This window comes from Paenibacillus gallinarum (assembly GCF_014836635.1).
In the GTDB taxonomy this organism is placed as follows: Bacteria; Bacillota; Bacilli; order Paenibacillales; family Paenibacillaceae; genus Paenibacillus; species Paenibacillus gallinarum.
The window spans coordinates 379,913-401,600 of record NZ_JACSQL010000002.1 but is presented as its reverse complement, the minus strand read 5'-3'; the positions used below and the strand labels follow the sequence as shown (position 1 = coordinate 401,600).

The window sequence follows — 21,688 nt, the reverse complement described above, 5'->3', positions numbered from 1 at the left end:
TTGTTTATGAGTACATTGTACCAAATACAGGCAATATATGGGAGTAAGTGGTCAAATAGAAGCTGAAATTATATCTTTTAGCTTAATCCACTGCCAGTCATCTTCGAATACAACAAGCTTTACCTCTCTTAGATATGAGTTTATAGATGTAACTACACCAACTACTCTTTGATCTTCAATCGGATCAAAGAGTGTAAGTACAACTGGTACCCGCTTATTAAACGACTCTACAAGTAAATACTCAATTTGTTGAATTTCCTGATCATCTAAAACAGGTTTCGTTCGCGCCTTTTTTGACTCTTCCCTCCTGATCCACGCTTCCCTATGTTCCGGCAGCACCATTCGAGAAGACTCAAATAAACCATTACCTCGTAGTTTCTTTGCCATAATTAGTACTCCGTCCAGTAATCAATAGTTCCGTGAGGAGATGTATAGACTCTTGGCCTATTACTTTCATCTTCCCATTCTTTAAGTAAGACAATATCTTGGAGAGTCGATTTATCTTCCCAGGCTATAAATTCCTCTGATTCAAGAAGAAGCAGTGCTTCTTTTATACGACTAGAACTCTGTCCTGTTTTAATCTCTAGTTCACGTATAGTTGGTGTCCGTCCACGTTGGCTTATGTAGTTATACAAGATTCTATGCACTTTCCGCTCATAGTCAGGTAACACATTTATCACACTCCTATAAGAACATTTGTTTGTATAGTATAACCAAACATGCGTTCTTATATCAATAACAATAATAGGATTTAAGTATTTGGTAATTTTTAGAAGGAGAATGATAGCATTTTGTCGAATTAGACCACATAAACGCGAAAGAAGGAAGGGTATTACATGAAACATATAAAATATTCAAAGCGCCACATGGAGTTGCTGTCCTCAGATATTCATCTATACACAGCAAAAATGGACAAGACGCCGATTGTGATATTCATTGATCAGGAACTCGTTGGAAGTGGTGTGATCGAGGGGATCACAGAGACTACTGTTAAAGTGAAGGATGAGCATTACATGCGTGGAGTTTGCGAGTTTAGATATGCAGGGTAAATAAAAAAGGCAGCTATAATAGGGCTGCCCTTTTTTACAACTTCTTCTAACTTGTTCTTTTTACACATCTGCCTCAGCAAGCCCCAGGAAATCTTCCAACAGAACTTGAAGTTCAACTTTCTTAATTTCAGATATCGGTCCCTTACATGTTGCTAGATCTTTCTTTAGAATAGGCTGCATTAATTTTATCTGCAATAAACTTTTATCTTTTACATTGTCTGTATTAGGAAGCAACTCTAGATCAAATTCTTTAGCTAGTTCGACCACATGAGACAAGGGAGAGACTGTTACAATAGGGCACAAAGGATGGTAATTTTCTACGTTGTTTGAAGTTATAACTACCCATCTTTCTGAATGTAATTTTCTTGTATTTGTGCCGTCTGCTTGTGGGATGGTAATAAGCTCATCCGATAAAATCCATACATCACCAAAATTAAATTTTCTATCATCAAAGAGAGCTCTCTTACCTGCATAACGTTGGGTTATCGCCAAGGTATGCCCTCCTTCTTACGTCCTCGTAATTATTAAACTGCTCTATCATATGTTTGTAATATTCTTCATCGGACGTTGACGGAAGTGTTCTTGATCTTAATCTATCACGAGCTTCTTTTTTTTGTTGGCGAGTGGACTTGAAGACCGGTTCATTTTGGTCCATGTTCAACACCCTTCCATTAATTTTTTCCCCTATTCTAGCCTCTTCTTGAAGAATAATTCTCATGGGTGGTGTATCGTATGCAAAATCAATCACACCTTGATAAGGTTCTTTACCCAAACGATCAATTATAAAACAAGCAACCATTTCAGCTTCTTCGGGTAGATCATGACAATACTTCAAATTGGAAAAATCAGTCAGTTTATGCTGATATGTTGTTTTTCCAAAGTAATTAAGTGTCTCCGATATAAGTAAGACACCTTCCGCTTCCAATGATAAAGTAGCATCAATTACCGCTTGATCATTCGGTCCATAATGATATCGGATGAATTGAGTTTCAGTAAATTGTTCCTTCTTCATTTGAAAATAATAATACTCAAATGAATATACGTACTTCATCAAATCTGTTCTACCAAGTATTCTCGGTGAGTTTTTCATAAAGTATACAAGAAGATTCTTTAGATTTTCCATTATTCTATGTACCTCCTCAACACACTAGCACAAATCTAAAAAGTTTCTGATGAAGTCTTATTCTTTAAGTACTAATAATTTTTGCTTTAATATAAGTTTTCGACTAAACATCGTTATTTTCCTCCTTTTTCCTTATAAAATAAAAAAAGACCCCCACCAGTCTAAAATAGTGGGGGTGCATTTTACTTTTGTTGGTTATTGTTTAGTAACCTCGAAACTACAACGGCCATCTCTTCGCGAGTGATTGGAGCACCTGGACGTTTCCCATCAAAATAACCCTCCTTGGTCATCTCTTCCCACACTGTTTTTGCCCATGGGCTTACTACATTGATATCTCTTTCATTTGCCACTTTTGCTACCTTCTTCTTCTTAAGACCAAAGTATTTAGCCACTCCGATCACATGTCCATTAATAAGTGCTTCGATCACCTTATCGTTTTTGAGCCGATTAGCATCAGCTGCAACATCAATAAAAAGATTCTCGGTCAATACGGCCGGCATCTTACTTTCACGGACCATATGCAAATTACCTGTCTTTTGTTTGCGATCAATCACATTAAACGGATTTAGTTCAGCCATTATAGCAGTGTGCAATGCCTCCTGAAGCTCTTTTGACTTTGCACTAGCATTTGTATGCCGGAAGCTTTCAAACCCACCAGAACCCCCACCGGCATTGCAATGAACAGAAATAAGAGCGTCCACACCTGCTGCATTAGCTTTATTTGTCCGCTCTTTCAGTTCTAAGAATATGTCTGTGTTACGAGTTAATGTTACTTTGACGCCCTCATATTCATCCTCAAGCTTCTTTTTAATCCCTTTAGAGATAATGAGCGCAATATCTTTTTCCTTTAACCCGTTCCCAGCTGCCCCTCCGTCTTTTCCTCCATGCCCCGGGTCTATCTCAAGTTTAATCATTTCTGATCAACTCCCTGTTTAGTCTGTTGAAACAGTTGATTTCCATAAACAGCAAAGGCACCAGCTAATACGCCTTGAATAAGAGCATCAGGACCCCAACCAAGCATCCATACAGTTAGGATCACTGCGAATAAAGTCACTCCATATACAATAGTCCAGTTAGGTACTTTCGGTGTTTGTTTTAGGATAAAGCCCACTACCCAACACAATGCCACAACTACAATAAGCCTTGGATCAATAAGTTCATAAATAGCGTTCCATTCCAATTCCATCAACTCTCCTCTACTTGTTTATCAAATTTTCTCAATTTAATAAAAAGATCATATCGCTTGGTAAATGTTAAAATCGCCAGTATAAATAAACCCAGTGTTGTACCGGCTTGAGCAATAGTCCAGGTGTACGTTTCGATTGTTATTGCCGTAGTATCTCCAGCAGCACTTCCAACACGGATCCATACTGCAGTAACCATTTTTATCGTGTAAGCACATAAAAAAAAGAGCATCGCCAACATAAATAGGCTGACAGCTCCTTTAGCAAATCGCTCTTTGAAATAAGATGCATGCGCTATGATGATATACAACGAACACACAATGGATACAAGATACTCTGTGATAAGTACATAATCAATAATTCTCATCGGTCATTGTTCCCCCTTTCAACGACCAAATAAGGAAAGAAATGATTCCTCTTTATCTCTTTTTGAAACTCTTCTGATGCATTTATATAGCGCGTTACCGTTATTTTTTCACTGCGTGTCCTTTTTTCTAGGCGCTCCTCGATCTCGCGCTGACGTTTGAATAATCGATTCCACACGGTTTTAACCTCCCCTGCTCGCGCCTTCATCTTTTTTGAGCCTTCGTATCATGTCGGTTTGAGTTTCTAGGAAGGCTCTACGCTCTTCTTCCATAATTAATTGCATTCGATCTCTGTCTTCCTCGGAGCGGTCTAGATATATTCTCGGCACAATTCGTCCTGTCATAAGCCAATACAATATGGTGATGATAACTGTTGTAAACACAATGGCAAGTATGATGGAGACTCCATACTTATCAACAAGTTGCGCCCATTCAGCGACTTCTTGCGATGTTACTCCCCCAGTTAGCTGAAACAAAATGGACCCTCCCCTTTCTCTCTACTTACAAATAAAAGACACACTCTCCTGAAGTGTGCCCTAAATCAATTTTTCTTCAACCAAATCACGAAGTGTAGTGCCTGTCTCGTCTACAACCACATGTGGGATGCTTTCAAGCGATCGTACATTTTTCTTGATTAAGGATACATATATAGGGACCATAGATAGCATGTTATTCACCCCCTCCCTTTAATGCTGCAAGTTCTTCCTGGAGTTGCAGCATTTGTTCGTATAGATCAGATAATGCCTGCTGAGTAGTTGTGCTTTCGATTTGTGCAATCATTAGTTGTTCATAAGCATCTGCTAACGCTTGCTGTACTTGTGTTAGTTCTGTTTGGGTTGAGACTAATCGAGTTTCGGTTGATTCCAATTTTATATAGTCGTAATACAACTCACCTGTTTCTATATTGATACGGAGTGCGGCCGTCATGCCAGGAAGCTGTACATAAACTGGATCGAGTGACTCCGATTCAATGCCCCCGGTGATTGATTCTGGGATGGCTCCGACGAAGATTCCTGTTACATTGCCAACACCCTCAGTGTAAGGCTCATACGTGATATATCGTTTCATTACATTTCTCCTTTACATTGATTTGAACGGAATATTTAAGTGCCGAGTCATCATAGTCATGTTTATGTTGTTCAACGGACTTGTTATCACGTAACGCAGGCTTGTGGTTCCGTTTCTATTAAACCCTGCGGGCATAGGGGAGTTATATCGAGATAGTCCATCGACATTCTCATTAAGCCCGTGGGCTAGAATCAATCTTGATAAACCTTCTTCCAAATCTATTGAAAGAGAAAGTATATACATAGTGATTTCGTTAATCACTTCGTTGCCATAACTCTCTTTCATGAGGTTCCAAACTCTGCCCGCATCATCTAACAAGCATAATTGTATCCACAAAGAGTTGTTAGTGTTTGTCCTTGCCGACCAATAAATCGAACTAGAGAACGATGAGTAACTCTGAGCTGATGCTGTGATCAGTTTTGTTCCTCCCACAAATGTCGCTATAGTAGGCCCGACAACTCCGCTTTGACTTGCTGCTATGGGCCAGGTTTCTTCGCTACCTACATTCCTTGTTATGATTTGACTGGCATATCTTCCTTGCTGAATACTTCTTATACCGTTATCCAATTCCACGAATGTGGGTGTACTTCCGGCTTGAGAGACTGTACCGCCCTTTTCAGTGATGATCGTCCCTTTTAACATAGCCTTACCATCACCTACAGATTGCTTTAAACTCGTGTAAGTACCTCCATCCGCAAAAGTAAATTCTCCATTGACTCTTAACGCACCTGAAATCGTTCCGCCTGTTTTAGGTAAGCTTGCATTCTTTGCATTCGTCTCAGCTTCTAACGCTTTCGCATTTACATAACTCGGTGTAGCAAAACCTTGATTCTGTACAGAAGCTATAAACGCATCCCATTGTTGTTGAAAAGTAGCTGTGTCAACTTTAATTAATGAGTTCATCAGTCCGCATACACTCTGATTCAATCGTTCATCTGTAATGTTTGCAGGTAGTATAATTGTGGAATTAGCCTTAACTCTTACTTGCGCTATACTCAAATCGAATACATCACCTGATCTAACAATATTCGGTGCCACTGGATTTGCTGATGGTGTTCCTTGTACAACCAATGCTCTAATGCGTTTTACAGTAATGGAAGTGTCTAGTCTTAATATAATACGGTCAATCCTATCCTGTGTTGTTGCCGGTTGAATTGGTAAAACCAAAGGTGAATCATAAATACTGTACCTATAACCTTTAATCCAAGCTATACCTGTTGAGATACTTACGTTTGCATCTGTTCCCGTAGCGCTCACGTTTAGATTTAACCCGCCATTAAGTACACCATTTGTGATCAATGTACCAAAGTATTCAGCCCATTCACGGGCTGGGTATTCACGCGGATCATCCTCGGTATGATCGAAAAAACCTGATTTTTCTGGCAAATCTACCCACTCCTTTTTACATCTATTCTAAGATTTTTTACAAACTGGGTAATCGTAGGAATTTCATCACCCAAAGCAATTTCAATCCTGGAGGCAGGCTCGTATATCTCTTTAACTTCTGTAATCCGGCTGTTCATAGTTAAACTCCATTTTGGGTCTTGGGTCGTTACAATGTCTCCAAGGTCCCAATCCCTTTCAAAAATAAAACTGCCGGTATTAAGCATCATTCCATTAAATGTTCGAATTATTTTATGGTCAGAAAGCTTTTGATTTCCTAATTCAACGAGTTCAGCTGCATCTGCAGCACTCGAGCAATCTATAAATACTTCTCTGCGATTAAACCCAGTTCCGGTACCTACAGAAAGTACCAGGCGGTCCTCATCTTCACCTTTGCCCCCAGCATAACCAACATTCTTATAGTTATTGTCTGAATCTACATAAGACTGTGACTCGATGTTGTCATACTCCCTGGAGAAGATAACCCTTGGCCCATCTTGATCAACGCTTAAATTCCGTCCCTGGATAACATCAAAAATGGCCTTCTTTTCTTTTGTGGATAGATCAAACCGCCATCCAATGTCACAAAACTCTGCAATTTCTTGTGTTATCTTATTTAACGGTTCATACCTGGTTTGCCATGGTGTTTCCCGGCCACGCCCCATATTAGGTGCATTCTTTACAAAAGGAATCTTACGATTAGCGTCAACCGGATTAATCATATGGTTATTTATATAGTGTTTCAGCACTGTCTCTGCTGGGCCCCGGACCCGATCATAAGAGTCCGTAACAGTTACTCTCCTATCCAGAACACCGCCTAGAGTGGGGCCTTTTATTACAAGGACGTCTATTCCTTTAGCGTCTTGTTCGATCTGTCGAGATTGGATAATGCCGTTTTTATGAGCTTGGTTATTTATGAGAATGAAATTGTCTTTCTGTAACTTATCTACATGCGCTTTATCAAGAGAAATGTGCATCTCAAATTCCCCAGCTCGGTAGAAACGCTGGGTAAACTGTAAGCTCTCATAATTATCTATTTCCGCAAGAAGATTAAAGGCAACATCAAAAATCCGAATCGAAGGCTTTTTCATTCATCACCCTCCTATATAGCGGTTATACCAATAGACCGTTACCGTTGCTACCGACCTATCGCCCTCACGATCGCTATTGTATCTCAAGATGTTCTGACCAATATTCAACTGAAAAAACGTGCTATCTAAGTCAATCCAATGGAACACATTCGTTCTAGATCCATCTGAATTCATGACTTCAACACGTTTTTGACCAAAAGCAGTATTAATAACCAGTACATCATTTTCTGACAAATCATAGTTCACTTTGATAAACTCGCCGGTAGTCTCATTCGTGATGATTGGATTCAGCGCTGGACCTCTATAATGAATCTCTACAGGCGTTTCCACATCCCCACTGTTTGTGAAGGTACCTCTGTATGCGCTGTATGCAAACGTTGTAGGCAAGCGCAGAGGAAATGTCATTCCTCCCGATTCAAAACGCAATACCTTTGAGGTTTTGTTTTCGTCTGTAAAGTATGGATCCGGACAAATAAAATTCAATACGAAAGACTGATTATGCGTGAAACGTTCTTGGAATGTTGGGCTGCCCTCGATTACTGCACCGATTGCATAACTCTGAGCATCATTACTGTAAACCAGTCTCCCTAATCCCAGTTTAGGGTTTAAGATCCGCAGAATATTACGCCGCTGCTGGTACATCTCTTGCATGGTTTTGGGGATGATGTAGCCTGTTATTATTATGGGTCGTTCGGATAACCTAATGGAATCAAATGAGGATCCATCTTGATATGGCGATTTAGTTGAAAGCATATCTCCAGGAGGACCATCAACCCCTTCGATCTTATTTAAAATAAAAGGCGGCGAGTTGCCGAATACCAGGCTCTCACCGCGCGAATTAACATATGTGACCCTCTGCAAAACGCCACCTCCTATACTGGTGATAGAGCTTGTGCAACTCTTTGACTTGCTCTTGATACATCGCTTGGCGATGTGACAGGGGAATTGAAGTTATTTGTTACCCTTACGACTGTTCCAGCAACCTCTGTGACCTTCCCACTGGTTTGGGTTGTTCCGGAAGAAGGCTTACTGTTAACAGTTGAAGCTGATGCTACGACCGCAAGAGCCGCATTTCTTGCAGCGTCAATTTGGCTATTCACCTGGGCAATGAGTGTACTGATTTTAGATACTTTTTCTGCAAAGGCATCGTACATTTTCTCACCAAGGGTTTGACCAGTGATAGCATAGGAGTCACCGAATTTTTCAAGAAGCTTAATGATCTCCTTCTGCTGATTTTGGACAATCATCTTCTCGGCTTCGGCTTGAATATTCTTCGATTCCAGGAGTTTATCGTAATGTGCCTGCGTATCAAGTAACTGCTGGTTTAAAACATTTTTTTGTTGCTCATAAACTGCATTGATACTGGCTACTTCGGATTCATAATTCGCTTGCATGACTTCTTTTTTCCATGCCAAATTATCTTTGATCAGCTGCGCTTCTTCTGCCATCTTATCTTTCAGCGACTGTTGCTCAGCTTTCAAAGAATCTTTTGTATCCTGCAGTTGTTCCTGCCGGTGCCGTTCATTCTGATCAGCAATCACTTTGTTCAGTTCTTTTTCTAACTGCGCTTTATTCTGATCATCATGTTCATACTCAATCATAGCTGTAAGTTTGGAAATCTTTTTCGCATCATCTGCATCGAGTTCTTCACGGCTCTTCTGCTTTTCCGCCTGATCCATTGCTTCCAGTTGAGCCTGTATAGCTTCAATCTGAGCATTGTATACACTGTTGATTCGTTCTATCTCTTGATCGGCAGCCTTTTGTGCAGCTGCTACCCGAGCATCATAAACAGTTTTAATCGACTCCAGTTGATTGTTCTTCCAAGTGTCATTTGCGCTGATTGATTCTTTGATGCGGTCTTCATTGATTCGTTTTTCCTCTTGGTACTGTGCTTTAAGAGCATCCTGTACCCCTTTGGAAAGATTGTTCACACTGTCAATTCGCGCTTTCTTCTCTTCTTCAAGGAGTTTCTTGACCTCCTCGTTATACTCTCGTTGTAACAATAATCTTTCGTTCTTCTGTTTTCTTATTTCTTCTGTAATTTCACGTTCGATTTCTTTCTTTTCCGCTGCTGAGTACCTGTTATCCTTAAGAACCTTTTGCAGATAATTATTGTTCAGGTACATTTGGTCATTAATCAGCTTATCCTCAAGCTTATACCGTTGTTCTGCAGTGAGCTCTTCACGAGCCAAACGATCTTCATAGGCAGCCTGAAGTTGTTGGGATACATACTCAGTTGTTGATTTACGAAGTTCTTTCTCAGCCTCAACTTTTCGCTTTGTCGCCTCATAGATCATGTCATCAATACGTTCACGTTCCTCGGCTGAATCAGCATATTTACTGCGGATACGTTTCAATCGGTTAATCTCATCATTTTCGGAGAGCTTGCCCATATCCTTGGCTCTTTCGTAATCCTTCAAAGCAGAATCAAGCGACTTATCACCCAAAGCTTTTTTGACATCATATATGCGTTCTTCTATCTCCATCCGTTCATCTGCTGTTTTAACGTGTTTTGACTTTATGGCTTCGAGTGTGCTTAATTCACTTGCGAGAGTGAGTTGATCAAGATGTTTTTTATGTTCGAGTTGTTTATAAGCCTCATCAAGACCTTTGTTTTCATATGCCTTCGTCGCCCCACTTGACGATGATTTCTTACCTGTACTTTTCTTCTTGGTAGCAGCCGGCACTTTAGGCACGCCCGCTCCCTTACCAAAATCAATTTGCGAAGCACTACCTGTGCTGATTTTTGGAACAGCTGACAGTTTAAAGTCTGTAGGCTTCATATCCACGAGAGACTGAAGCGCCGCCGCTTCCCCTCTTAGTCTTTCTAGTTGAGCATTCATTCCTGCCAAAGCTGATTCAGCTAACCCGCTTGCTCCAGTAATTTTATTTATGGATTCTGCTACTGCTATGGCAGCTTGTTGTTTCACGACCGCGGTATTTTTTTCCTGCAGGGCCTCTTGAGCCTTCATTTGTATATTAGCCCATTCAAGTTCGATTTCTCTTTCTTTGACCAAAATAAGACCTTCAATTGCCTTTACATTTATACCGGTTGCAGTAACAAATTGGGGAAACTGATTTATTAATTCATTTTGGGCCAGGGTCCATTGATCAGAGCCTTTTGCAGCACTTTGGTATGTCTTTATTAATCCTGAAATGCTGTTAACTTCTTGCTTTCTAACCGCGATTTTTCTCGCTTGATCATTTATCTCTGTCGTAGTTAATCTTTGGGCATCATGGATTGCTCCAGATAAAATGTTATAAGCATTTTTCAATTCTTTCATGGATCGTGTTGCTATTTTCCCGTTTTCATCAATGAATTCCAATGTAATACCGAATTCATCAGCAGTTTTTTGAAGATCTTTAAGGCTGATATTTAGATCTTCTGCAGCTCCATCTAAAGCGCCTATGTTGTTCCCCATTTTGGCACTGTCGGAAGAGGAAGCCACCTCAATTAACTTTTCATATGACTCAATCAATTCATTGATTTTTTGAATTTTTTCTTCTGTTGCAGCAATTTCACTTCGATCAATTCCGTTACGCTGTACAGCTTGTAATTCTTCTTGCGCTTGCTTTAACTCCTCAGCGGCTTGCTTTGACTCTCTAATAGCATTTGTGACCAACGCAAACCCTGCCGCCGCCGCAGTTAACGCTAACGCAATAGGGTTAGTTGCTATGAATCGGAGCGCGACTCCTAACCCTTGGACAAGGGGAATTAAAGAAGCTATCCCTGTCATCATCTGACCAACTAGAATTAATGCCGGTCCTAATATTGCTGCAAAGGCAGTGATTCCAATAATTGTTGTCTGAGTTGAAGAATCTAATGCGGCGAAACTCTCAGCTCCCTTTTGTAACGCATCGAATAAAGGTTGAGCTGCTTCCAGAGCTGCCAATAATGCAGGAACCAAAGAACCACCCAACGTAATTGCCGTATAAGTCAGGTTATTCTTTAATATCTGTAACTGAGAAGCAGATATTTCATATTTGGCATTTGCCTCGTTCGTTAATGCTGTGTTTTCTTCCCATGCCTTGGACCCTTGTTCAAGACTTGTCCTGAACAAATCACCAGCACCAGATGCACGCAGTAAAGCATCACGTACTTGTACCTCTGAAAGTTTCATAGCATCCAGTACAGCAAAGGTGTTCTCCCCTGCTTTGGACATGCGACCTAGCCCTTCTATAAATGTTACAAGCGCACCAGCTGCATCGTTCTTAAACTGCTCCTTAAATTGATCAGCAGTCATCCCAGCAACCATTGAGAAGTTATTTAATTGGGCCCCGCCTGTTTGAACAGCCTGTGCCATATCAACCATGACTCGAGAAAAAGCAGATCCACCCATCTCTGCCTGAATACCAACTGATGATAACGCTCCAGCAAAAGATACGATTTGATCTTCTGTCATGCCGATTTGATTCCCGGCACCGGCAAGTCGTAAAGCCATATCCGTTATTTCGCTTTCCGTAGCAGCCAATGTATTACCAAGGGCTACAATTGTAGAAGCGAGTCGATCAAAGTTATCTTGTGGCATTTGGGTAATATTGGCTAATCGAGCCAAGGCTGTGGCTGCTTGATCGCTGCTCATATTCGTCGCAACGCCTACATCAGCCATAATTCGGGTAAAGTCCATCAGTGCTTCATTCTTAATACCTAGCTGTCCAGCGCTCTCTGCAATCGCAGCAATAGCGGTTGCTGCTGTCGGTATTTCTCTAGACATGTCAAGAATACCTTGTTCAAAGTCAGCAAGCTCTTCTTCGGTAGCATCCACAGTCTTTTTCACTCCGGCGAAAGCGGTTTCGAAGTCTATGGAAGCCTTTGTTGATGCTGCTCCAACCCCAACAAGCGGAGCAGTAATCATAAGAGACATTGCTTGTCCAGCTTGCGACATGTTTTGTCCAATGGTCTCAAACTTCTTTTGAATGCTGTCCAGATTAGATGAAAGCTTGTTCCAAACCGTAGTCTGCGACTCTACTTTCTTTTCCATGGAGCTGAGCTCGTTACCCATTTTGTTGTACGCTGTAATGGCTTTGTTTAGCTTGACCTCAAGATTCTGAGTTTCCCTGGCATCAAGACCTTTTGCTTTGGCCAGTTCTTCATGCTTCTGTTTAAGCTGATCAATACGCTGTTGCTGTATCTTCATCTGAGCGTTAAGAGCATCTGTTTTGACTTTTAATTGTCCCTCAGCATCACCGAATCCCTCAAGTTTTGTGGAAGCCGCTTCAAATGTGGTTTGAACCAATTTCATTTGCCGGTCTAACGCGGCTATTGATTTATTAACACCTGAGTCCTCGAGGCTTAACCTCGTGACTAGGTTAGCAACCTCCATTGATTCTTCGGCCATTCCCCCTCACCTCCCGTCATATGTACTGATCTATAAATGCTGTAGATTGTGGTGTAACCTGCTTGCTATCTTCCTTAGTCCAACCGTTGAATTTCGAATGAACTTCATATAAGGCGAAAAACCTTCTTGGAGTGCAACGCCAAAAAACCGTTTCATCCATGCCTAGGAGAACGGTTCCGATATAATAAAACCAATCCCAGTCCCACCCACTATCTTCATTGGTTGCTGCGGAGGACTGGGTATCTAGTTTTTTGGGTCAGGCAGATTTACACTCAAAGCTTCCATGATCTTATTGACCATATCTAACAGCACTTCAGGATCGGCACCTGAAAGCATGCTACCGACTTGCTTTTCAGTTAAAAATTCGTCTTCATGAACTAATCCAGCCCAAAGCCATGTCCGAATTGCTTTAAGCTTTTTAGAAGTAATTGCTTCTATAGCTTTTCGCTGAGTACCATACTTCTCTTCCAGTTCGATCATTGCGTTTAAGTCGTAAATTAAATTTCTTGGTTTATCTAAATTAACCGGCAATTTAACAACGCGAATGTTATTACTCATCAATGAATCCCCCTCATTTTATTGAAATAAAAAACACCCTAACCCTTGTTGCGAGTTAAGGTGTTGACTGTATTACTCAGCAAAACCTTTTACGATAAGTTTTGCCGTTGATGGTGTAGGAGCGGTGTTTTCGATACGCAACTTGTAACCGGCCGGTATTGAGTAGGAAACTACATCGCCAACATTAGCGACAGACACAGCTTGCATACCGCCAGTCTTACGGAAACCTTCAAACACTTTCTTTTTACCGGACGGTCCGACTAAATAGCTGGTGAAAGTAGCAGTTGCTGTCCCATCGGATTCAAATTCTAGTGTGATGTACTTGGAGGTTGTAGCGGTATATTCAACTCCCCCTGCTACACTGACACCATTTAATAGCGTTACCGTCTCCACTGGACCAGGCTGCGGTTCGACCAACATAGCGTTGTTTCGTCCACCTACAACGGAGAATTCATCCTTATCAATATCGTACATTTGCGGTGCTACTAATCCACCGCTTGCCGTTTTCAACGGTTTATTACCTGGTGTTATTGCTGGCATCTTGGATACACCTCCATTTAATTTAATGCGGCCCCTCTGCTCTAGTTAGTGATGACCGGTTGCCAAGGAGACAAAAAGGCCGTTAGGGCTTTGGGATTGTTGGATCATAAACCGCAGAGAACCATGCAGCAGCTACTTCTTCACTGGCAGTTGCAGAACCAGTATCAAGACGATATCTCCAGTTGCCGTCATAAATCCGCTTCAAGAACGTTGCTGTAATCGTTGGTGTTTGGAATTCAGGTGTATCCCCTTGAGTAGCACCTTCTTCTGCCGGCAAACTGAATTTACCTTTCAGAAGCCATGTTAAACGAGACGTATTAGCACTTGTTGTTCTGCGGAAACCAATAGCTACTTCCGGTGCCTGATCTTCTGCATTATCAATAACGACTCCATCTGCATTTACGGACAGGCCAAGCAATTCAACCTGCACGTCAAACGGTATATCAGCAACGTTTAGTTCAACTGCAATTTCACCCAGTGCGTTCGCTGTTACGATCGGACCATTATCTGCATAAAGAGTAGCTGTGTTTACTGTTGGTGTAACATTAGCGGTGATTGCAGGAGCAATCTTTTTCGGTGTTCCATACGTTACACCTGTTTCGTCATCTTTTGTTAATACAGCGTAGTACAGGTCTTTTAAACCTACGGGCACCGCAATCTTTTTGTTTTCTGGCATCCCTCTAACCTCCTAATAGTTGTGTTGTTTTATATCTCAGGACCTTGTGATAAGTCCTTGTTGCATTTTCAAATTGATCCGCTGCGCCTGAACGATAAAAACCCAAAGACTCCATAACCCTGTTGGCATGGAGTGCAATTGGACTCGTATTTGATTTAGACCAAACATCAACCTGAAAGTGGATCTCACTTTTCAAGGCAATGTTGTCCGCGAAGCTCTTATCAAAATTGGTTAACTCAAAAAAGGTAATGTACGGATCTGCTACGGCTTCGGGAGAAGTTTCGGGATAAACCTTTACCTTTCCTGATGTGTCCTTTCCTAGAACAGAAGCTAGTCCAGGATCAGATCGCAAAGCGGTAAGTATTTCTTGTTTTAAATCAATCAACCTTCACTCAACCCCTTCTTCATTTCAGAGGCCATAAACTGAGCTACACGATCCTTATTCTCATGAAATGATGGATAGATAAATGGTCTTGGATTCATTTTCTTTGTGCCAAATTCGAGAAAGTGAGTCCTCCATCCAGTCTTTTTACCAGGACCGATAAGAACAAACTTCATGCCATCTGCACTACGGACCCCACTTACTTTGATGTTGTCTTGAATATGCAAATGCCTCGCATCACTTCTAATAACGGTTTCTCGTTGAGCTTGTGCGAATATTTCTCCCCCAGCTCTTAACGAAGAATTCTCCAATCGGCTCCTAGCTGCTTCCATCTTCAAACGGATTCGAGCCATCATTGCTTCACTACCATCGAGATCTACGCCAGTTTTTTTTCTACCCATTCTGTAACACCTCTGTCGTCATCAAATGGGTTTCTGTTCGGTCTCCATACACATCGTCCAGTACAGCAGTGATGTTATATATGCGCCCTTCACAGACAAGTCTCATATCAGGTGTAATTCCCGATCTATAACGAATTTCAAATCGAACCGTGTTCTCAGCTTGGGCAGCCGCTGCCGCAAAGAATTCTCTACCCCTAATCGGCTTTCTGGATGCATAAATACTAATTACTTCTTCCCATTCACCAGCACCAGGAGTAGGATAACCGCTATTATCTTCACCAGTAACCTTCTTTTGAAGGGTAATCCGTTTATTCAGCTTCGCCGGGTTCATCGGAATCACTCACATCATCAGTTTTGTTTTCATTTTTACCCTTGCGTCCTCGAGGCTTGCGTTCTTTCTTCTCATCCTCTTTGCCGGTTGCTTCTTTTTCTTGCTCTGGAGGTTCGAGGACTGGACCAATGAAACCTTGACTCAAAAGTAGATCAGCACGTTCTTGATCGTGTGGAGTGTGATCTTCACCTGGTTTACAATGACGATCGTTATCGTAACGGTCCAAGAAATCCTTCAGTACTGTATATGTCTTCATGTTCATTCCTCCCCTATGATTTAAGTTGCCAAATGATACTTTCAAATGCTTTGTTGAATTCTTGCATCTTTACAGCTGGATTCCGGTTTTCGTAGTTCATCGCTGTATGGAGCATAACCGCAAGTTTATATTTGGCACTGGCTTTTTCCGTTACCGGCACGCCTGCATCTGCCAAATATTCTTCTGCTGCATTCATAAGAAGAGTGAGGATAACATCATCCTCACTCCCATCAATTCGCAGATATTTTTTTAAAAGTTCTAAATCCTCCATGGATTATCCACCCCCGGCAGGATCCGTTATCGTGACAGTACAAGTTGCTTTCTTAGATGTGTCTGTTTTACTTTCAGCTGTTATGGTCACCGTGCCAGCTTTGACAGCTATCACTTTCCCATTAGTATCAACCGTTGCAGTAGCAGCATCGCCTGTTTTCCAGTTTACTTGTTGCTGTGCAGTTGACGGAGCAATCGTAGCTGTTAATGTGCGATTACCGCCAGTAGTGAGTGCTAATGTAGAAGAACTTAACGTTACACCGGTTGGCGCAGAATATGGTGTTTTTACAACTAACGCAGCAGATAATATACTTTCCCCTGCTTCATTCAAAGCTGATACTTGATAGGAATATGACTTGTTCGGTATAAGGCCGGATTCCGTAACGTTCGTAGTTGTTAAACCTTCTCTAACTTTTTGGCCATCTCGATACAAATTGTATGTTGTCGCGATGATCACCGCCCCCTTTAAGTATCCCAGTCTAATCTGACAGACTTATCAGTTAGACTGGATGATCTTAAGTTTTGGGGCTGATTAGGGTGTAGCAACTACTTTTGCAATACGGAATGCGGATTTGAGTAAGATTTGCATATCAAACCAAGCAGTCAAGACAAACAGGTACTCACCCTTGTCTACGTCCTTGTCAGAATCGTAAACCATATCAATATCATAGTTGAACTGAGCGTAATTAAAGTCGCCCACGATCGGTTTGACAGCCGAGTCACTAAAGATAACAGGTTTGCCAAGTACTGTTTCTGGAGGCGCTGTATACAAGGCTGCATTTCCATTAGCCAATGTCTCAATGATGTCGGAGTATGCGGAGTAGGTCATCATGATCTTGGCATTTTCACGGTAATCCTCATGAAGTGTTGCGATTGCTGCTTTAATTGCTTTATACGTATCTGCTCCAGTTACCTCAGTAATGGCATTAGCCGTGCTATAGAAGCTCATGTGTTCTTCACCAGTTTTTGGAGAAGCAGTCAGAGCAACTTTCTTTTCCTTGGCAGCAAGTCCGGAACGTAATGCATTCTCAACGTAAGCAGTAAGGGCAAGGTCCGATCCATGCAGCACAGTATCTGAGATACGAGCCTTAACTTTGAACTTATTTCTTCCAAAAGTAACTTTGTCACCCGTAAGTTTAATTTCTTTGGCTGTTTGCTCGTCAGTGATGAAATCATCATCATCCAAAGTGTAAGAGATCTTTGGTACTTCAAGACCAGTAATGTTCGTCATTTTGATAAGCCCCCGTAATGGGTTCGTTGTGAGAGGCTCTGAGATGAGTTCGTTACTCATATTTGTTGGCATGAATTTAGATCCACCAGAAGCATGATTTGCTGGAATGGCTGCAAGCAGGTTTCTTGCTTCCTCAGACATTTGCTTACCAAGAACAATAGAGCGAATCATATCTGCCTTGGCAGCAACCATACGTTGTTCATCCCCTGTTTTCCCACTAAGTGGATTCCGCTGCTTGTCCTGCATTTCAAGTTTTGACCGCGCTTCTTTTTCCATTGTGTCTATTTCTTCTTTAAGCAGATCAAATCTTTCTTCTGTTTCTTTTTGTTGCACTTTCAAATTACGCAGCTCTTCGATTTTAAAGGAAGGATCTCCTGATTTAGAACGAATCTCTTCACTTACAGAGCGAAGTTCAGCGCCCAATTCAGCGAGATTTTGTTTCATTTGGTAGATAGTCGGCATTAAGATGCACCTCTTCTTTTTATTTTAATTTTTTTTGAATTCTATTTGCTTCAGCAAGAATTGCATTACGTTCTTCTTGCTCGGTATCAACATTTGGTTTATTGGTTCCGTTAGGAGCAAGGCTACGGACCTCGGCGCTGGTTTGACTATAAGCCGGAATAGGGGTAAGGGTGATTTCACTTAGTTCAGCTTTATTGATCGTTCTGAACCATTCTCCATCTCGTTCTTCCCAATCTTGGTCAACAATTCGGAATCCAAAGCTACAGCCTTTTATAAGACCGCTTCGAACATCTTCCAGCATGTCTTTTCCAAGAGAGGTTTGATTAGGAACAAGATCAAAATAAAGCCCGGTGTCCCTATCCTCTAAGGTAAGGTTGGCTCCAGTTCTTCCAATGACCTGATTCCAGTTATGGTTTTTAAGAGCGAAAATATCATGGCCATCTGAAAGAGTATCGCGAAACGCATTCTTGGCGATTCTTTCATGGAACTTATCGCCCCACATGTCTCTTATTTCAGTGAATTCTTCATAAACAGCAGCAAACCCGGTGATTTTATTAGCTCCATCACCCTTCGATCTTTCTTCTAGATCCCTCACCACTATTGTTCTTACTTCGTTATTATTCTGATCCAGCACCGTCTGCGGTTTTAGACTCATCTGTTTTACTCACCCCCTTTCCCGTTCTCTGATTAAGCGGCATATCGATCGGATAGAGATCCCCACTTATGAGAAGCACGTTTCCACCTTCTTCAGGAGGCAACTCTTCCCAAGCCCTGACCTCGTTTGGTTTGAAAATGCCTGATCGGATCATTTTGAAATAGAACTCTGCACGAGTTTTGATATCTCCACGCAAAAGAGCGTTCACGTTGAACTTAAAACTCAGTCCACGTAAACGCTCTGTTTCGGTAAGTAATTTTCTATTAAATTCTTGCTCATACTGTCGCACAATAGGGATTAACGTGTTTTGTACGTAATCCATCGCTTGTTGTTCCATGCTCGAATAGCTGGTGCCGCTTATCTCCCCCAACATCTGTACAGGAAGATTATATACGGTTGCTACTCTTGATCTTGTTATCTTTTCAACTTCGAATACCTTCGTATCCATAAATTCACGTTTAATCGGCTCTATTTCCATCCCTTGTTCCTGGATGAGTACACCGCCGTTATCCTTATAGAAATTACGAAAGTTTTCCAGTATTGCTATCTTTCTTTTTTCGTCAAGATGGCCAGCCATTTTTAAAAGGAATGAAGCGGCGATCCGGGTATCCATTTGATCTAAACTGAATTCCCTAACCTTCCCATCAAAGTCCACTGTATTTCTCAATACATCGATAGGGCTGATCCCTTTGTAACCAGTTGTATGAATATGTTTAACGTGGATGATATCCATGTTGTGAACATAATATCGTCCCTTATCACCGTCTATCTCGTACCAGAGTTCTTGTGTATCTTCCTCAATTACTGGATTAACTCTTGTAGGATCTAAGATTATAAGGGCCTTTAACTGAGCTTTTGCATCATACTGTTTCATTGCATATCCATTACCATTACTGTCTCGATGAACCTCTAGTGTTCGAATAAAGTCAAAGCTAGTCATGTTTGGATTAGGCGCATTAGCAATAAGATCAGATATAGGAGTGTACACTGGAGTGAAATCTTTATATAACTTCAGCGGAAGACCACCCATTGAGTTAGAAAGCCTCGATATAGCTGAAAATATCGTTTCATTTGTAGCTAATGTTTGACTTGTCTTAGTTGCAAATATGTTTCTCGGTGAAAACCATCGTTTGAAATCGTAGCCCACACCACTGTATGATCGCTTTTCATCTTTACCTATTAAGCTAGAGACTCTTCTCCAAAATCCCAAATTCTCACCTCCCTAGCAGGTTGCTGATCGATATGAACTCGACGTTGCCTGAAGGCTGTGCAACAAGCAGCTTCTTCATTACTTCTGTATGAGCATTCAAAAAGGCCGCAAAACCGTCTATTTTACGGTAGCGACCTATCTTTGATGGCAACTTATTTCGATTTCTATCTTCAACCATCTTCACGTTGTTAACATACCAGCGGAATAATCGATTGTTGTTAAAGATGACATTTCCATCAATAAAGCGTTCCTTCACATCATCAACCGCTGGACCTAAAGTGAGATGCCCTTGTCGAACAACCTCTGTCTTAAATCCGTAGTTATTTAAGGACTCCACCAAGCCGAACGCCTTAGCTGGGTCATACGTTATCAATTCAATAATATACTTCTTTGATTGCTCTACAAACCATTCGTATACAAGCTCTTTACGAATGTATTCCTCATGAACGATGGTCAAAAGCCCCATCTCTTCATATTCCCTAAAAGGAAGCTTCTCGTTGTCTAAAGTAACTTTCTTAATCGGTACCCAGGTATGAGATAGTACGAAAACCTCTCCAGTCTCAATAATCGGGAATTCCAAACAAGCACTTGTAAAGTCTTCAGAATCAGATAAGTCGAATCCCCCGATACAAGGAATATGCCTAAAGTCTTCCGGATCCCGCTCTTTATCGTTCTTTTTAAGAGTAGCAAAATCCAAGAATGACTCATCTGCATTATCAACAAAGATATTGAACTGTTTTGTGATAAAGTCTGATCTCTCAGCTGGTGTACGCTTGTCCTTTTCCCAGTCTTCTCGAAGTGTAGGAAGATGTAAAGAAACACCCATGCTCGGATTCGCCTTAATCCATAGATCTGGACGGTCAAATTCTTCATCCGAATCCAACTCAGCCATGAAGTAAAATGTTCTTTCGTCTTCATTCGCTCCCTCAAGAACGTCAGCTGCCTGTTCATAATAGTTAATCAGTGGACCATCTAACTGATAGCCTGCTGTTGTTATGTACAGTATTAGCGGCTGCTTCCGAGCTCCCCGAGACTTTTTAATAACGTTGATGAGCTTATAATCCTTAAATTCATGGATCTCATCAAATACCCCAAGGTGAGTGTTTAGACCATCAAGTTTTTTACTATCACTGGCCCGAGCTTCTATCTTGGATTTTGTCTTGTTGTATTTTATGGAATCCCTCAAAGCAACAAAGTTTTTCCTCAGTGTTGGTGAAGCTTCCACCATCGCCTTTGATTCATCGAATAAGAGTTTAGCCTGATCCTTAGCATTAGAAAGTAGGTATACCCTTGCTCCTGATTCCCCATCTTGCGATACCGCATAGTTAGATACACCAGAAATCATTGTTGTTTTACCATTTTTCCGGCCGATAAAGATGAGCCCTTCACGGAATCGTCTTATTCCAGTATCTTTATGGACCCACCCGAACAAGGACCCGATACAAAAATGTTGCCATGGTTGGAACACTAATTGATCGAAATCACCCTGTGATGGCTTACAAAACTTTTCGATGAACCGGATTGGTTTATGTCCAGTATCCTCTATAAAGACCCATGGGAAGTGTTTTGTACCCTGTTTTTCGAGGTCTTTTAGATGCCTTTTTGCAGCTAAAACGACCTTTTTGCTAGCAATTATTTGCCCATTTATGACCTTTTTTGCGTATTCTGTGGTTAAAAGCCGATCTGAAGGAGCAAACAAAATATGACCTGCTGCAACCTGTTCACCCTTCCAACCGCTGTACCATTCTTCAAAATCTACGGCATTAATAGTCGTTGAAATCATCGTCTTCATCATCTTCGCCAGCTATCTTTTTTCGCTGTGCCGGCGTTAGACCAAGTGACTTTAGCAGGTTGTTCAAAGTCTGGACAGTCTTAGTCAATTCAATGGAAAGAGGGTTTTTTACCAGGTTCGTTGCCCCGATTTTATTTGTGTGTTCCTGCATCAAAGGATTCTTATCAATCTCCTTTTTTAGCCTTCGGTAAAACGCATGAGTTTCAACATAAAGTTGAATAATTTGATCGTCAGATTCTTGATAAGAATCACTTAAATATTCTTTGATTTTTTTTGCAGTCGGTACCGCCATCCCCTGTTACCCCCCTTTCATGAAAATTTT

Annotated in this window: 30 protein-coding genes; 1 reads left to right on the top strand and 29 read right to left on the bottom strand. The window is 41.3% G+C overall.

The window, feature by feature from the left end; translation table 11 throughout:
* Positions 1-51 precede the first annotated feature (51 nt).
* Positions 52-387 (bottom strand): YolD-like family protein, encoded by a 336-nt coding sequence (locus tag H9647_RS06910; protein WP_191799021.1) that lies wholly within the window; start codon positions 385-387, stop codon positions 52-54.
* Positions 388-389: 2 nt separating this feature from the next.
* On the bottom strand, positions 390-671 hold the full coding sequence (locus H9647_RS06905; protein ID WP_191799020.1) for a hypothetical protein: 282 nt from the start codon (positions 669-671) through the stop codon (positions 390-392).
* Positions 672-836: 165 nt separating this feature from the next.
* On the opposite strand from H9647_RS06905, the gene H9647_RS06900 reads away from it, so the two are divergent.
* Positions 837-1,049 (top strand): hypothetical protein, encoded by a 213-nt coding sequence (locus H9647_RS06900; protein WP_225229118.1) that lies wholly within the window; start codon positions 837-839, stop codon positions 1,047-1,049.
* A 60-nt stretch (positions 1,050-1,109) separates the two neighbouring features.
* On the opposite strand, the gene H9647_RS06895 is transcribed toward H9647_RS06900, so the two are convergent.
* The 27 genes from H9647_RS06895 to H9647_RS06770 form a co-directional block, all read right to left on the bottom strand.
* Positions 1,110-1,541, bottom strand: coding sequence for a hypothetical protein (locus H9647_RS06895; protein ID WP_225229117.1), 432 nt, complete (start codon positions 1,539-1,541; stop codon positions 1,110-1,112).
* Entirely contained in the window at positions 1,513-2,172 is a 660-nt protein-coding gene (locus tag H9647_RS06890) for a winged helix-turn-helix domain-containing protein (protein ID WP_191799019.1), read from the bottom strand. The genes H9647_RS06895 and H9647_RS06890 overlap by 29 nt, the downstream gene beginning before the upstream one ends.
* Before the next feature lie 182 nt (positions 2,173-2,354).
* Positions 2,355-3,086, bottom strand: a complete 732-nt coding sequence (locus H9647_RS06885) for an N-acetylmuramoyl-L-alanine amidase family protein (RefSeq protein ID WP_191799018.1) — start codon at positions 3,084-3,086, stop codon at positions 2,355-2,357.
* Complete coding sequence (locus tag H9647_RS06880) at positions 3,083-3,352, bottom strand: phage holin family protein (protein WP_191799017.1); 270 nt, start codon at positions 3,350-3,352, stop codon at positions 3,083-3,085. Before H9647_RS06880 ends, H9647_RS06885 begins: the two co-directional genes overlap by 4 nt.
* Positions 3,353-3,357: 5 nt before the next feature.
* Complete coding sequence (locus H9647_RS06875) at positions 3,358-3,723, bottom strand: hypothetical protein (RefSeq protein ID WP_191799016.1); 366 nt, start codon at positions 3,721-3,723, stop codon at positions 3,358-3,360.
* On the bottom strand, positions 3,720-3,899 hold the full coding sequence (locus H9647_RS06870; protein ID WP_191799015.1) for a hypothetical protein: 180 nt from the start codon (positions 3,897-3,899) through the stop codon (positions 3,720-3,722). Before H9647_RS06870 ends, H9647_RS06875 begins: the two co-directional genes overlap by 4 nt.
* Positions 3,900-3,903: 4 nt before the next feature.
* Entirely contained in the window at positions 3,904-4,197 is a 294-nt protein-coding gene (locus H9647_RS06865; protein ID WP_191799014.1) for a hypothetical protein, read from the bottom strand.
* A gap of 60 nt (positions 4,198-4,257) precedes the next feature.
* Entirely contained in the window at positions 4,258-4,389 is a 132-nt protein-coding gene (locus tag H9647_RS25960) for a CD1375 family protein (protein WP_263621312.1), read from the bottom strand.
* A gap of 1 nt (position 4,390) precedes the next feature.
* Complete coding sequence (locus H9647_RS06860; RefSeq protein WP_191799013.1) at positions 4,391-4,789, bottom strand: hypothetical protein; 399 nt, start codon at positions 4,787-4,789, stop codon at positions 4,391-4,393.
* Positions 4,790-4,801: 12 nt separating this feature from the next.
* Positions 4,802-6,175, bottom strand: a complete 1,374-nt coding sequence (locus H9647_RS06855) for a hypothetical protein (protein WP_191799012.1) — start codon at positions 6,173-6,175, stop codon at positions 4,802-4,804.
* Positions 6,176-6,177: 2 nt separating this feature from the next.
* The gene (locus H9647_RS06850; RefSeq protein WP_191799011.1) at positions 6,178-7,263 is read right to left on the bottom strand and encodes a siphovirus ReqiPepy6 Gp37-like family protein; all 1,086 of its coding nucleotides are present in this window, start codon (positions 7,261-7,263) and stop codon (positions 6,178-6,180) included.
* Between the two features lie 3 nt (positions 7,264-7,266).
* A complete protein-coding gene (locus H9647_RS06845) occupies positions 7,267-8,124 on the bottom strand; it encodes a phage tail family protein (RefSeq protein ID WP_191799010.1) in 858 nt (285 codons plus the stop codon).
* 11 nt (positions 8,125-8,135) lie between these two features.
* Positions 8,136-12,602 carry a phage tail tape measure protein gene (locus H9647_RS06840; protein ID WP_191799009.1) on the bottom strand — a complete coding sequence of 1,489 codons (4,467 nt, stop codon included), beginning with the start codon at positions 12,600-12,602 and terminating at the stop codon, positions 8,136-8,138.
* 243 nt (positions 12,603-12,845) lie between these two features.
* Complete coding sequence (locus H9647_RS06835; RefSeq protein WP_191799008.1) at positions 12,846-13,160, bottom strand: hypothetical protein; 315 nt, start codon at positions 13,158-13,160, stop codon at positions 12,846-12,848.
* A 72-nt stretch (positions 13,161-13,232) separates the two neighbouring features.
* Complete coding sequence (locus H9647_RS06830) at positions 13,233-13,700, bottom strand: hypothetical protein (RefSeq protein WP_191799007.1); 468 nt, start codon at positions 13,698-13,700, stop codon at positions 13,233-13,235.
* 82 nt (positions 13,701-13,782) lie between these two features.
* Positions 13,783-14,376, bottom strand: coding sequence for a major tail protein (locus H9647_RS06825; protein ID WP_191799006.1), 594 nt, complete (start codon positions 14,374-14,376; stop codon positions 13,783-13,785).
* A 4-nt stretch (positions 14,377-14,380) separates the two neighbouring features.
* The gene (gp17, locus tag H9647_RS06820; RefSeq protein ID WP_191799005.1) at positions 14,381-14,761 is read right to left on the bottom strand and encodes a tail completion protein gp17; all 381 of its coding nucleotides are present in this window, start codon (positions 14,759-14,761) and stop codon (positions 14,381-14,383) included.
* On the bottom strand, positions 14,758-15,159 hold the full coding sequence (locus H9647_RS06815) for an HK97-gp10 family putative phage morphogenesis protein (RefSeq protein WP_191799004.1): 402 nt from the start codon (positions 15,157-15,159) through the stop codon (positions 14,758-14,760). Before H9647_RS06815 ends, gp17 begins: the two co-directional genes overlap by 4 nt.
* Complete coding sequence (locus tag H9647_RS06810; RefSeq protein WP_191799003.1) at positions 15,152-15,490, bottom strand: phage head closure protein; 339 nt, start codon at positions 15,488-15,490, stop codon at positions 15,152-15,154. Before H9647_RS06810 ends, H9647_RS06815 begins: the two co-directional genes overlap by 8 nt.
* Complete coding sequence (locus H9647_RS06805; protein WP_191799002.1) at positions 15,468-15,746, bottom strand: hypothetical protein; 279 nt, start codon at positions 15,744-15,746, stop codon at positions 15,468-15,470. Before H9647_RS06805 ends, H9647_RS06810 begins: the two co-directional genes overlap by 23 nt.
* Before the next feature lie 13 nt (positions 15,747-15,759).
* A complete protein-coding gene (locus H9647_RS06800; RefSeq protein WP_191799001.1) occupies positions 15,760-16,017 on the bottom strand; it encodes a head-tail connector protein in 258 nt (85 codons plus the stop codon).
* Positions 16,018-16,020: 3 nt separating this feature from the next.
* On the bottom strand, positions 16,021-16,473 hold the full coding sequence (locus H9647_RS06795; protein ID WP_318245273.1) for an Ig-like domain-containing protein: 453 nt from the start codon (positions 16,471-16,473) through the stop codon (positions 16,021-16,023).
* A gap of 75 nt (positions 16,474-16,548) precedes the next feature.
* A complete protein-coding gene (locus H9647_RS06790) occupies positions 16,549-17,709 on the bottom strand; it encodes a phage major capsid protein (RefSeq protein WP_191799000.1) in 1,161 nt (386 codons plus the stop codon).
* Positions 17,710-17,728: 19 nt separating this feature from the next.
* A complete protein-coding gene (locus H9647_RS06785; RefSeq protein ID WP_191798999.1) occupies positions 17,729-18,364 on the bottom strand; it encodes an HK97 family phage prohead protease in 636 nt (211 codons plus the stop codon).
* Positions 18,327-19,574 (bottom strand): phage portal protein, encoded by a 1,248-nt coding sequence (locus tag H9647_RS06780; protein ID WP_191798998.1) that lies wholly within the window; start codon positions 19,572-19,574, stop codon positions 18,327-18,329. The genes H9647_RS06785 and H9647_RS06780 overlap by 38 nt, the downstream gene beginning before the upstream one ends.
* Positions 19,575-19,578: 4 nt before the next feature.
* Entirely contained in the window at positions 19,579-21,357 is a 1,779-nt protein-coding gene (locus tag H9647_RS06775; RefSeq protein ID WP_191798997.1) for a terminase large subunit, read from the bottom strand.
* Positions 21,338-21,658 (bottom strand): phage terminase small subunit P27 family, encoded by a 321-nt coding sequence (locus tag H9647_RS06770; protein ID WP_191798996.1) that lies wholly within the window; start codon positions 21,656-21,658, stop codon positions 21,338-21,340. Before H9647_RS06770 ends, H9647_RS06775 begins: the two co-directional genes overlap by 20 nt.
* Between the last annotated feature and the right edge of the window lie 30 nt (positions 21,659-21,688).

What these genes read in the sequence shown, in the direction of transcription:
- H9647_RS06890 (WP_191799019.1), bottom strand. Translation starts at nt 2,172, where the DNA reads ATGGAAAATCTAAAGAATCTTCTTGTATACTTTATGAAAAACTCACCG.
- H9647_RS06810 (WP_191799003.1), bottom strand. Translation starts at nt 15,490, where the DNA reads ATGAACCCGGCGAAGCTGAATAAACGGATTACCCTTCAAAAGAAGGTT.
- H9647_RS06815 (WP_191799004.1), bottom strand. Translation starts at nt 15,159, where the DNA reads ATGGGTAGAAAAAAAACTGGCGTAGATCTCGATGGTAGTGAAGCAATG.
- H9647_RS06835 (WP_191799008.1), bottom strand. Translation starts at nt 13,160, where the DNA reads ATGAGTAATAACATTCGCGTTGTTAAATTGCCGGTTAATTTAGATAAA.
- H9647_RS06790 (WP_191799000.1), bottom strand. Translation starts at nt 17,709, where the DNA reads ATGCCGACTATCTACCAAATGAAACAAAATCTCGCTGAATTGGGCGCT.
- H9647_RS06840 (WP_191799009.1), bottom strand. Translation starts at nt 12,602, where the DNA reads ATGGCCGAAGAATCAATGGAGGTTGCTAACCTAGTCACGAGGTTAAGC.
- H9647_RS06860 (WP_191799013.1), bottom strand. Translation starts at nt 4,789, where the DNA reads ATGAAACGATATATCACGTATGAGCCTTACACTGAGGGTGTTGGCAAT.
- H9647_RS06785 (WP_191798999.1), bottom strand. Translation starts at nt 18,364, where the DNA reads ATGAGTCTAAAACCGCAGACGGTGCTGGATCAGAATAATAACGAAGTA.
- H9647_RS06770 (WP_191798996.1), bottom strand. Translation starts at nt 21,658, where the DNA reads ATGGCGGTACCGACTGCAAAAAAAATCAAAGAATATTTAAGTGATTCT.
- H9647_RS06910 (WP_191799021.1), bottom strand. Translation starts at nt 387, where the DNA reads ATGGCAAAGAAACTACGAGGTAATGGTTTATTTGAGTCTTCTCGAATG.
- H9647_RS06800 (WP_191799001.1), bottom strand. Translation starts at nt 16,017, where the DNA reads ATGGAGGATTTAGAACTTTTAAAAAAATATCTGCGAATTGATGGGAGT.
- H9647_RS06885 (WP_191799018.1), bottom strand. Translation starts at nt 3,086, where the DNA reads ATGATTAAACTTGAGATAGACCCGGGGCATGGAGGAAAAGACGGAGGG.
- H9647_RS06775 (WP_191798997.1), bottom strand. Translation starts at nt 21,357, where the DNA reads ATGATTTCAACGACTATTAATGCCGTAGATTTTGAAGAATGGTACAGC.
- H9647_RS06825 (WP_191799006.1), bottom strand. Translation starts at nt 14,376, where the DNA reads ATGCCAGAAAACAAAAAGATTGCGGTGCCCGTAGGTTTAAAAGACCTG.
- H9647_RS06900 (WP_225229118.1), top strand. Translation starts at nt 837, where the DNA reads ATGAAACATATAAAATATTCAAAGCGCCACATGGAGTTGCTGTCCTCA.
- H9647_RS06805 (WP_191799002.1), bottom strand. Translation starts at nt 15,746, where the DNA reads ATGAAGACATATACAGTACTGAAGGATTTCTTGGACCGTTACGATAAC.
- H9647_RS06850 (WP_191799011.1), bottom strand. Translation starts at nt 7,263, where the DNA reads ATGAAAAAGCCTTCGATTCGGATTTTTGATGTTGCCTTTAATCTTCTT.
- H9647_RS06875 (WP_191799016.1), bottom strand. Translation starts at nt 3,723, where the DNA reads ATGAGAATTATTGATTATGTACTTATCACAGAGTATCTTGTATCCATT.
- H9647_RS25960 (WP_263621312.1), bottom strand. Translation starts at nt 4,389, where the DNA reads ATGCTATCTATGGTCCCTATATATGTATCCTTAATCAAGAAAAATGTA.
- H9647_RS06830 (WP_191799007.1), bottom strand. Translation starts at nt 13,700, where the DNA reads ATGCCAGCAATAACACCAGGTAATAAACCGTTGAAAACGGCAAGCGGT.